This window comes from Clostridium sp., assembly GCF_051278035.1.
Lineage (GTDB): Bacteria > Bacillota > Clostridia > Clostridiales > Clostridiaceae > Clostridium_AD.
In genome coordinates this window covers 1-10,299 of sequence record NZ_JBNMNU010000153.1, presented here as the reverse complement: position 1 = coordinate 10,299, position 10,299 = coordinate 1, and the positions used below count along the sequence as shown (strand labels likewise).

The 10,299-nt window shown below is 31.6% G+C and carries 10 protein-coding genes, 7 tRNA genes and 3 rRNA genes; all 20 read left to right on the top strand.

Annotation, left to right across the window (positions count from 1 at the left end; all coding sequences use genetic code 11):
* A 23S ribosomal RNA gene (locus ACJAX4_RS18505) occupies positions 1-79 on the top strand; the annotation flags it as partial.
* A 162-nt stretch (positions 80-241) separates the two neighbouring features.
* Positions 242-358, top strand: a 5S ribosomal RNA gene (gene rrf / locus ACJAX4_RS18500).
* A gap of 43 nt (positions 359-401) precedes the next feature.
* Positions 402-476: transfer RNA gene (locus ACJAX4_RS18495), tRNA-Glu, on the top strand.
* A gap of 7 nt (positions 477-483) precedes the next feature.
* Positions 484-567 (top strand) — tRNA-Leu (locus tag ACJAX4_RS18490).
* Between the two features lie 11 nt (positions 568-578).
* Positions 579-652 (top strand) — tRNA-Gly (locus ACJAX4_RS18485).
* A gap of 18 nt (positions 653-670) precedes the next feature.
* A tRNA-Arg gene (locus ACJAX4_RS18480) sits at positions 671-747 on the top strand.
* A 5-nt stretch (positions 748-752) separates the two neighbouring features.
* Positions 753-827 (top strand) — tRNA-Gln (locus tag ACJAX4_RS18475).
* Between the two features lie 4 nt (positions 828-831).
* Positions 832-907 (top strand) — tRNA-Lys (locus ACJAX4_RS18470).
* A 10-nt stretch (positions 908-917) separates the two neighbouring features.
* Positions 918-992: transfer RNA gene (locus ACJAX4_RS18465), tRNA-Glu, on the top strand.
* Positions 993-1,155: 163 nt separating this feature from the next.
* Positions 1,156-1,848, top strand: coding sequence for a DNA/RNA nuclease SfsA (gene sfsA / locus ACJAX4_RS18460; RefSeq protein WP_435790913.1), 693 nt, complete (start codon positions 1,156-1,158; stop codon positions 1,846-1,848).
* Positions 1,849-1,907: 59 nt separating this feature from the next.
* Positions 1,908-2,399, top strand: a complete 492-nt coding sequence (locus ACJAX4_RS18455; protein ID WP_435790912.1) for an NUDIX domain-containing protein — start codon at positions 1,908-1,910, stop codon at positions 2,397-2,399.
* 150 nt (positions 2,400-2,549) lie between these two features.
* Positions 2,550-2,711, top strand: a complete 162-nt coding sequence (locus ACJAX4_RS18450) for a hypothetical protein (protein WP_435790911.1) — start codon at positions 2,550-2,552, stop codon at positions 2,709-2,711.
* A gap of 130 nt (positions 2,712-2,841) precedes the next feature.
* Entirely contained in the window at positions 2,842-3,039 is a 198-nt protein-coding gene (locus ACJAX4_RS18445) for a hypothetical protein (RefSeq protein WP_435790910.1), read from the top strand.
* Between the two features lie 330 nt (positions 3,040-3,369).
* Positions 3,370-4,443, top strand: coding sequence for a pyridoxal-phosphate-dependent aminotransferase family protein (locus ACJAX4_RS18440; protein ID WP_435790909.1), 1,074 nt, complete (start codon positions 3,370-3,372; stop codon positions 4,441-4,443).
* Positions 4,444-4,614: 171 nt separating this feature from the next.
* Positions 4,615-5,526 carry a D-2-hydroxyacid dehydrogenase gene (locus ACJAX4_RS18435; protein WP_435790908.1) on the top strand — a complete coding sequence of 304 codons (912 nt, stop codon included), beginning with the start codon at positions 4,615-4,617 and terminating at the stop codon, positions 5,524-5,526.
* Positions 5,527-5,561: 35 nt separating this feature from the next.
* Positions 5,562-6,806, top strand: a complete 1,245-nt coding sequence (locus ACJAX4_RS18430) for a DUF1015 domain-containing protein (protein WP_435790907.1) — start codon at positions 5,562-5,564, stop codon at positions 6,804-6,806.
* A 144-nt stretch (positions 6,807-6,950) separates the two neighbouring features.
* Positions 6,951-7,703, top strand: coding sequence for a tRNA threonylcarbamoyladenosine dehydratase (locus ACJAX4_RS18425; protein ID WP_435790906.1), 753 nt, complete (start codon positions 6,951-6,953; stop codon positions 7,701-7,703).
* Positions 7,700-8,875, top strand: a complete 1,176-nt coding sequence (locus tag ACJAX4_RS18420; RefSeq protein ID WP_435790905.1) for an MFS transporter — start codon at positions 7,700-7,702, stop codon at positions 8,873-8,875. The genes ACJAX4_RS18425 and ACJAX4_RS18420 overlap by 4 nt, the downstream gene beginning before the upstream one ends.
* A gap of 2 nt (positions 8,876-8,877) precedes the next feature.
* Positions 8,878-9,819 carry a GNAT family N-acetyltransferase gene (locus tag ACJAX4_RS18415; RefSeq protein WP_435790904.1) on the top strand — a complete coding sequence of 314 codons (942 nt, stop codon included), beginning with the start codon at positions 8,878-8,880 and terminating at the stop codon, positions 9,817-9,819.
* A gap of 278 nt (positions 9,820-10,097) precedes the next feature.
* Positions 10,098-10,299, top strand: a 16S ribosomal RNA gene (locus ACJAX4_RS18410); the annotation flags it as partial.

Here is a 10,299-nt window from a genome sequence, read left to right as displayed (position 1 = left end):
CACCAGGTTGATAGGTTAGAGGTGTAAGCATGGTAACATGTTCAGCTGACTAATACTAATAAGTCGAGGGCTTGACCTTAATATGAAAATGCGAAAATTTATTTCACTGTGCAATTTTGAGAGAATACTTTTCTATAAAAAGGGTAAAATTCTCTATAAAAAATGATGATGAGAAGATATTTTATATCTAGTATCCGTAGTCAACGACGGTAGATTCTCACTTATTATTTCTAAAAAATAATCTGGTGATTATGGCATGAAGGTAACACCCCTTCCCATACCGAACAGGTAGGTTAAGCTTCAACGCGCCAATGGTACTGCAAGGGTGACCTTGTGGGAGAGTAGGTTGTCGCCAGGTAAATACTAAAATACTAATATTTTAGTATTTTAGTATTTTACAAGGCTCCTTGGTCAAGCGGTTAAGACACCACCCTTTCACGGTGGTAACAGGGGTTCAATTCCCCTAGGAGTCACCATATTTATGCAGGTGTGGCGGAATGGCAGACGCACTAGACTTAGGATCTAGCGCCTCACGGTGTAAGGGTTCAAGTCCCTTCACCTGCACCAATTTCAATTATGCGGGTATAACTTAATGGTAGAGTGTTAGCCTTCCAAGCTAGTTACGAGGGTTCGATTCCCTCTACCCGCTCCATTTTTATGTTTATAATACGTGTCTTTAGCTCAGTTGGATAGAGCAACGCCCTTCTAAGGCGTGGGCCGGGGGTTCGAATCCCTTAAGACACACCATACATTGGGATATCGCCAAGCGGTAAGGCACCACACTTTGACTGTGGCATTCGTAGGTTCAAATCCTTCTATCCCAGCCAATATGGTTTACTAGCTCAGTTGGTAGAGCACATGACTTTTAATCATGGTGTCCGGGGTTCGATTCCCCGGTAAGCCACCAAATTTTATAAGGCTCCTTGGTCAAGCGGTTAAGACACCACCCTTTCACGGTGGTAACAGGGGTTCAATTCCCCTAGGAGTCACCATAAAAAAGCTCTTGCATTTGCAAGGGCTTTTTTATTTGTAATTTTTTTGTGAGATAATAATGAAGGTATCCACAAAAAAACATAATTAGCACTGTGGATAATTATGTTTTTTTGTTGATAACTTTTAGAATTTAGTGTATATTAAAAAAATGGAGATGAAATTATGTTTATAAAAGAAAAAATTCTTACTGCAAAATTTATAAGTAGACCAAATAGATTTCAAGCTTATGTTAGTCTAAATGGTAGTGAAATAATGGTACATGTTCCTAACACAGGTAGATGCAAGGAATTATTAATCCCTGGATCTAAAGTTCTATTAAGAGAAGAACTCAATCCTAGCAGAAAAACATTATATGATCTAATAGCAGTATATAAAAAGAATAAAATTATTAACATAGATTCACAAATTCCTAATAAGGTTGTTGATGAAGCATTAAAGAATAAAAAAATACAAAAGTTGCTTAGATACAATATAGTACAGAGAGAAAAAACTTTTGGAACTAGTAGATTTGATTTCAAATTATCTAACGACATTGGTGAAGAATATTATCTCGAGGTAAAGGGCGTAACATTAGAAGTAGATGGTAATACTATGTTTCCAGATGCGCCAACAGAAAGAGGAAGAAAACATATATTAGAACTTATAGAGGCCAAAAAAACTGGTTTTGGAGCTGGAATACTATTTCTAATTCAGATGAATGATATAAATAAATTCACCCCATATGATGCAATGGATAAGGCTTTCGCTGATGCATTAAGATTAGCTAAAGACAGCGGCGTTGATATTTTTGCTTATGAATGTGAGATTTCTGAAAAACTTATAGCTTTAAGTTTTCCAGTTCGAGTTATATTATAATTTAATTAGGTTTTAAATAAAACGTTGTAAATAACATAGTCTTATAAGGAGGTAATAAAGTGAAGTTTAAATATTGTCCACATTGCGGAAAACAATTAACTCATAAAGATAGCTGGGATGAAGGCCCTGTACCATATTGTCATTTAGATGATATTATGTTTTTTGATACACCTAAACCATGCATAGTAGTTGCGGTTATGAAAGGTAAAGAAATTTTACTTCTCAAACAAAGCTATACATTTAAAAACTCAAAAGTATTAGTATCAGGATATGTAACTAATGGTGAGTCAGTTGAGGAAACTGTGTACAGAGAAGTAAAAGAAGAGACTGGAATATCAGTAGACACGATAAAATATTTGGGAAGTGAGTATTTAGCTTCTAAAGAAATTATAATGTTAACGTTTAGTGCTATGTATGTTGATGGATGCCTAATTAAATCTTCAGAAGTTGAGGGTGTTGAGTGGAAGCACATAGATGATGCATTGTGTGAAATGAGTGAAGATGAGATAGGTAAAAGAGTTGTTAGGAAAGTACTAGGAGAAATGAAGTAATTAAATAATCATTAGACATAGGTGCTGCAGATATTTTAAATAAAATAATGGTTAGATATAGAAAAAAATATGAGATAGAGAATGAAGAAAAATAGTATATTATATATAAGTTAATTCAAATTAATTTAAATTCAAATGGTAGGTGATAAAATGTCTGTAGGTGGAGATAACTGTGATAAATGTCCTGACTACTTATCAAAGCAGTGTGATGGCAAGAGTATGGATTGTATATGTAAAAGGTGTCCCAGAAATTTAGGACAGTGCTTAACTACAAAATATTGTAGAGAAACTGAATCAATAATTAATATATAATTTAGAATAATAAATAAGCTACTAGAACAGTATTATATGTTTTAGTAGCTTTATTTTAAGGTTAATTTCAAGTAATTAGGGAAATAATAATAGTAAAATGAAGTCTTTACAATATAAGGAGGAGAGTTTAATGCCAAAAGTAGAATATATAGAACAAATGATGCATGTAGCAAATAGTTGTAATGGGTATAACGCAGTAAGATCAGGATTTCAATCGTCAATAGGAACAGCGTTTAGTAAAAGTTGTGGTAATTGTGAGCACTTAAAAAATAATAAATGTGAAGTTGATTTATACGACAAAGTTTTAGCATCACTAGATCAAGGATAATGCATATATTAAATCGATAATACTCTGATAGCAGTTTTGGAAAGGTGTTTTTTTCACATTTGATTCATATATCAAAATTATTGGTTATGTGATGTGAAACTAAATACCTTTCTAAAGTGTTGTCAAAACAACGATTCATTACAAAAATATAGAATATATGTTACAAATATACATAAAAGATGTACAATATACACTAAAAAATTCAAAATATTAATTTCTATTATATTGAGAAATTTATGGTTAAGTGTTAAAATGAAATGGTTGTTATACTTCAAGACAAATTACAAAACGAATAAAAAATGGCAAAAGCCAAACCTTGGAGGTTAAATTATGCATAAAAGATTATTTATACCGGGTCCAGTAGAGGTAGCGGAAGATGTACTTCAGAAAATGGCTACCCCTCAAATATCACATAGAGGTAAAGAAGCATCAGCGCTACAAAGAAACATAAGTGACAAAATGAGAAAAGTATTTAATACTAAAGAAGAAATATTACTTTCTACAAGTTCAGGAAGTGGACTTATGGAAGGGGCTGTTCGATCATGTACAGCAAAAAGAGCAGCAGTATTTTCAGTGGGAGCATTCGGAAACAGATGGTTTGAAATGTGTACAGCAAATGCAGTACCCGCAGATAAATTTGAATCTGAATGGGGACAGCCAACAACTCCAGAAATGCTTGAAGAAGTATTAAGTACGGGAAAGTATGATTTAATAACTATTACAATGAACGAGACTTCAACTGGGCTTATGAATGACATAGAAATGTTATCGAAGGTCTATAAGAAATACCCTGAAGTTGTAGTATGTGTTGATGCAGTAAGTAATGCTGCTGGAACAGAAATAAAAGTAGACGAGTGGGCTATTGATATTTGTATTACTTCAACTCAAAAATGTTTAGGACTACCAGCAGGGATGGCTATTTGCTCATTCTCAAAAAAAGCAGTAGAGAGAGCTAAGCAAGTTCCAAACAGAGGATTATATTTTGATTTGTTATCACTATATAATTATATACAAAAGAAAGATTATCAATATCCGTCTACACCATCACTTGCACATATGTTTGCTTTAGATTATCAATTAGATAAAATTGTAGAAGAAGGATTAGATAATAGATACGCTAGACACATTGATGGTGCTGAGCTTGTTAGAGCATGGGCTAGAAAATATTTTGAGGTATTCCCTAATCCTAATTACTTGTCAAACACACTAACTAACATTAAAAATACAAGAGATATTGATGTTTCTGATTTAAATAAAAAATTAGGTGAAAAAGGATTTATGATATCTAATGGTTATGGAAAATTGAAAGATAAGACTTTTAGAATAGCACATATGGCTGAAACGACAACAAAAGAAGTAGAAGAACTACTTATAATAATTAATGGAATTTTAGGACTTAAATAATTAAAATTCATAGTTAAGAATGAAAAATTATGTAGTGATTTTTCATTCTTAATTTAACTTTTATAAGAAATTCAAATATTATAATTAGTTTTAATTCTACTAAAATAGAATTGTAAGCTAGACGTCTTAATTGTGATAAAGCAGGTTGTTTACATAAAGAGGAGGAATATAATGATGAGAATATTAGTTACTGATGGTATGGATAAAAATGCTATAGAAGATTTAAGATCTAAAGATTATGAAGTTGTTGAGAAGTTTTATGAACCTGAAATTTTAGGTGGAATTTTACAAGATTTTGACGTAGTCGTAGTTAGATCTGCTACGAAGATTAGACAGCCTATAATTGATAAAGCATCTGAGAATGGAAGATTAAAGCTTATAATACGTGGTGGAGTTGGAGTTGACAATATAGATGTAGCATATGCTATGGAAAAAGGAATAAAAGTTTCTAATACTCCCAATGCTAGTAGTGCGTCTGTAGCTGAGCTTGCCATCGCTCACATGTTTGCAGTATCAAGATTTATTAATATTTCAAATGTATCTATGAGACAAGGCAAATGGGATAAGAAAAAATATCAAGGTGTAGAAATTGCAGGAAAAACATTAGGTTTAATTGGATTCGGAAGAATATCAAGAGAACTTGCTACAAAAGCATATGCGCTTGGAATGACAGTTATATATACAGATATAATAGGAAAAGCTAAGGGTTGTGACGAGTATGAATTTTTTGAATTAAATGATTTGTTAAAAAAATCAGATTATGTATCATTACACATACCATTTTTCAAAGAAAAAGGAGCTACTATAGGAAAAGAACAGCTAGCTATGATGAAAGATGGAGCAATCCTTATAAATTGTGCTAGAGGTGGAGTAGTTGATGAAGTTGCCTTAGTAGAAGCTTTAAATAACGGAAAATTAGCAGGAGCTGGAGTAGATGTATTTGTTGAAGAACCAACTAAAAATGAAGCTTTAGTTAATCATCCAAAAGTCTCAGTAACTCCACATATTGGTGCAGCAACTAAAGAAGCTCAAACTAGAATAGGTGCTGAAATATCAGGCATTATTTACGATTTTTTTAAATAAACAAATGAAATTATTATATTAAGGGAGGAATAACAATGGCAGTAGTAAGACCTTTTAAAACATTCAGACCACAGGTGGATCTCGTAGAGCAAGTATCGGCTCTTCCTTATGATGTTATGAATAGTGAAGAAGCTAGAGAAATGGTAAAAGGAAAACCGCACTCATTTTTGCATGTTGATAAACCAGAAGTAGATTTGAAACCTGGAATAGATGTCCACAGTGAAGAGGTTTATCTTAAAGCTAGTGAGAATCTTGAAAAAATGATTAGTGATAAAGTATTTATGCAAGAGGAAAAACCTTGTTTGTATATTTACAGACAAATAATGAATGGAAGACCCCAAACTGGAATAGTTGCTTGTGCTTCTATTGATGATTATATAAATAATGTAATTAAAAAACATGAATTAACAAGAGCAGATAAAGAGCTTGATAGATTCAATCATGTTGATTATACAAATGCTAATACTGGACCAATATTCTTGACATATAAACATAAAGATGAAATTGATTCTATAGTAAAAAAATGGACAGAAACAAAAACGCCAGTATATGATTTTAAATCAGAAGATGGTGTATCTCAAATTATTTGGGTTATAGATGAAGAGGAAATTATTGCCAAATTATCAACTATGTTCGCTGAAACAGATTATTTATATATAGCTGACGGTCATCATAGATCGGCTTCAGCTGTTAAAGTTGGACTAAAGAGAAGAGAAGAAAATCCATCATACAATGGTGATGAGGAGTTCAATTTCTTCTTATCAGTTATATTCCCTGACAATGATTTATATGTAATGGATTATAATAGAGTTGTTGCAGATTTAAACGGAAACACTTTAGAGGAATTTATGAATAAAGCCTCTGAAAAATTTGATATAACTCCATATACTGGTGAAGGTCAATTTAAGCCAGATAAACAAAGAACGTACGGAATGTTCTTAGATGGTAAATGGTATAAACTAGCTGCTAAAGATGGAACTTTTAACATGAGTGACCCAGTAGATAGATTAGATGTATCGATACTTCAAAAGAATTTGTTAGAACCTATTCTAGGGATTGATGATCCAAGAACAAATACAAGGATTGATTTTATAGGTGGAATAAGAGGACTTTCAGAACTTGAAAGAAGAGTTAATGAAGGCATGAGTGTTGCTTTTTCAATGTGTGCTACAACTATAGACGATTTAATGGATATAGCAAATGCGGGAAAGATAATGCCTCCTAAATCAACTTGGTTTGAGCCAAAATTGCAAAGTGGAATATTTGTTCATAAACTGTAATTTATTACAACATAAAAAATAGATTACTTAAATAGATAGAAAAGCCACGCATATGCGTGGCCTTTTTAAATTTATAGGGTATAATACTACTTGTTAGGATTTTTATATTTACAATAATATATGTTGCAAAGGAGAAATAAATATATGTCACAGCATTCATTGTCAAGAACAGAATTACTTATAGGTGTAGATAGTTTAAATAAATTAAAAGAAAGTAAAGTAATAGTTTTCGGAATTGGTGGAGTTGGTAGCTATACCGTTGAATCACTTGTAAGAGCTGGTGTCGGAAAATTGGTATTAATAGATGATGATACGATATGTTTAACAAATTTAAATAGACAAATACATGCGACACGTAAAACTATAGGTAAAAGTAAGGTTTTAGTAATGAAGGATAGAATACTAGATATAAATCCTGAATGTGAGGTTATAACACATGAAACATATGTAACTGCAGATAACATGGCGGATATAATTACTGAAGATGCAGATTATGTAGTAGACGCTATAGACACAGTAACCTCTAAAATAGCTTTGGTAGAATTTTGCAGAGAACATAATATTCGGATTATATGTTGCCTAGGCACGGGAAACAAATTAGATCCAACGCTATTTAAAGTTTCTGATATCTATGATACTAAAATGTGTCCACTTGCGAAGGTTATGAGGCATGAGCTTAGACAGAGAAATGTTGAAAGTCTTAAGGTAGTTTATTCAGAAGAAATTCCTATTAAGCCAAGACTAGATGAAGTTATAACATGCAAAGAAGGGTGCGTTTGCACAGGAGGTTCAAAAAAATGTGCTATGAAAAGGCAAATTCCAGGGAGTATATCTTTTGTTCCTCCTGTAGCAGGAATGATAATTGGTGGAGAAGTGGTTAAGGATTTAATTAATTGAAAATCAAGAATAATATGATGGCAATAATTTTCATATTTATTACTATGGCTCTTAATGCGATGGCTGAAAATATTAGAGGTATATTTATACCGTTTTTTAAATTTGATTTCAATATAGATAATACTGGGATAGCGGTAATGCTATTTATTGGTTCTTTAGCATATATATTGTTTTCCTATATTGGAGGTATTCTCTGTGAAAAGATAGGACAAAAGAGGGTTATTATATTAGGACTTAGCTGTATGTTTTTATCGCTGTCATTATTATCAATAGTAGAAAGTTATACTATTTTCTTACTAGATATTTTTATTATGAATATAGGATTAGCGCTTACAAGCATAGCAATAAATACATTAGCACCGATATTATTACTAAGTTATCAGGCTATTCTTATGAATCTAATTCATTTTTGTTATGGTGTTGGTGGCGCGTCAGGACAAGCTCTAGGTGGAGTATTAATGTCTAAGGGGTTAACTTGGAGGAATATATACTTTGGAATATCAATTTTATTTGTACTTTTAATCATCGTATTTATATTTATAAAGATGCCACATACTCATAAATATAGTGAACGCAATAAAATTAATGTATTGGATGTATTAAAAAATAAAATAGTGTATTTTTACGTGTTTGCATTGGGGTTCTATGTGTTTTCGGAGTTAGCTACGATAAGCTGGATGGTGAATTATATAAAAGATAATTATAACTACAATAGTAGTAAAAGTGCTTTTTATAGTGTTATGTTTTTAGTTGTATTTAGTATAGGAAGGTTAGTGGGTGGGTTTATAGTTGAAAAATTAGGGTATTTGAAAATAACTATGGTATCTTTAATAATTGCAGTATGTTTGTTTACCTTTGGACTCATTCTTGGACAAGATGGACTTATTGTAATATCTATTTCAGGGTTCTTCTTTGCAATCACTTTTCCGACTCTTGTGCTTACAATAAGCAAGGTGTTCTATGAAAACACATCGTATATAACAGGAGTAATAGTTACATTAACGTCTTTAGTTAATATGCTGCTCAACTTGGTGATAGGTAAATTAAATGATAAAATTGGTACTTATTTTGCTTTTTATATGATACCTATAAGCTTAGTAATATCAATTATATTTATATATCTTATTTATATAAATACAAAGAGTGATTTTATTGTAGATAAAAGGGGTTAGTAATGAATAAGGGCAAATATGTAAACTTAGAAGCTGTTAAGGGAAATGAAAGAGAGTATGTAATAAAAGATAATTTTTATATTATACTAGGAAGAATATTTATAGTGGAGTTAGATAAACAAAATAAGTTTTGCCTTTTCAGGTTAAAATTTAATAAGCATACTAATGAGAGCTATGAGTACTTAAAAGACACATTAAATCTTATACTAAATATTCTATTTAAAAACATGGGGATATATAAAGTAAATGTTATAGCTCATGAAAATATAAACATAAGTGGATTTATAGATTTAGGATTTGATTTAGAGGGTATTATTACAAATAGTATAAAAACTAAATCTGAATTTCAGTCAGAAATCATGTTCGGTATAAATTCGCTTAATTTTAGTAGAAATTTAATAAAAAGGGGTTTCTCTATAAAAGGTAGGAATATTAAAATTAAGGTATTAACTCCAAGTGATGTAGTAGAAGTGTTAGATTTTCACTTAAGAAATAGAGAGTTTTTAAGGAGTTTTGAACCTTCTAGAGTTGAAGGATTTTACACAATAAAAAATCAAAAGCATATTTTAACGGAGAACTATAAACAGTTTTTAAATGGTAATGGCATTAATTTTGGTATATATAAAAGTGATAGACTTATTGGGAAAATAAGAATATCTAATATTGTTATGGGTGTTTTTAAAAATGCGTTTATAGGTTATTCTATGGATGAGAAAGAACAAGGTAAGGGGTATATGAAAGAAGCAGTTAAACTAGTAGTGGATTATGCTTTTGAGGAATTGGAACTACATAGAATCGAAGCAAATACTTTAATAGATAATGAAAAATCACAAAGAGTTCTAAGAGGCTGTGGATTTAAAGAACTTGGAATAAGTGAAAAATACCTATACATAAATGGAGCGTGGAGAGATCATATGGTTTTTTACAATGTTAAAAGTGACTAATTAACCTTTTTTATTTAAAAAGAGTGGAAAACTGTTGACAAATGATTAAACAACTGATAAAGTAGTAGAAGTCGTCACTTGATGACAAAGCAAGTTGGTCTTTGAAAATTGAACAGAGAAATAGGTAAAGATAGCAAAATAATATTTTGCTAAACCAGTTAATTACTTTAGTAAATAAAGTGAATTTTAGTCGTAAGACTAAATAGTATGTAATGAGCTTGCTAACCAACTTAACAGTTGGCGCAGATTAATCATTTCAAACTAAAAGTGTAAACTTTTAAATTGAGAGTTTGATCCTGGCTCAGGACGAACGCTGGCGGCGTGCCTAACACATGCAAGTCGAGCGATGAAATCCTTCGGGGTGAATTAGCGGCGGACGGGTGAGTAACACGTGGGTAACCTGCCTCAAAGAGGGGAATAGCCTCCCGAAAGGGAGATTAATACCGCATAATATGTTTTGATCGCATGATCAGAACATCA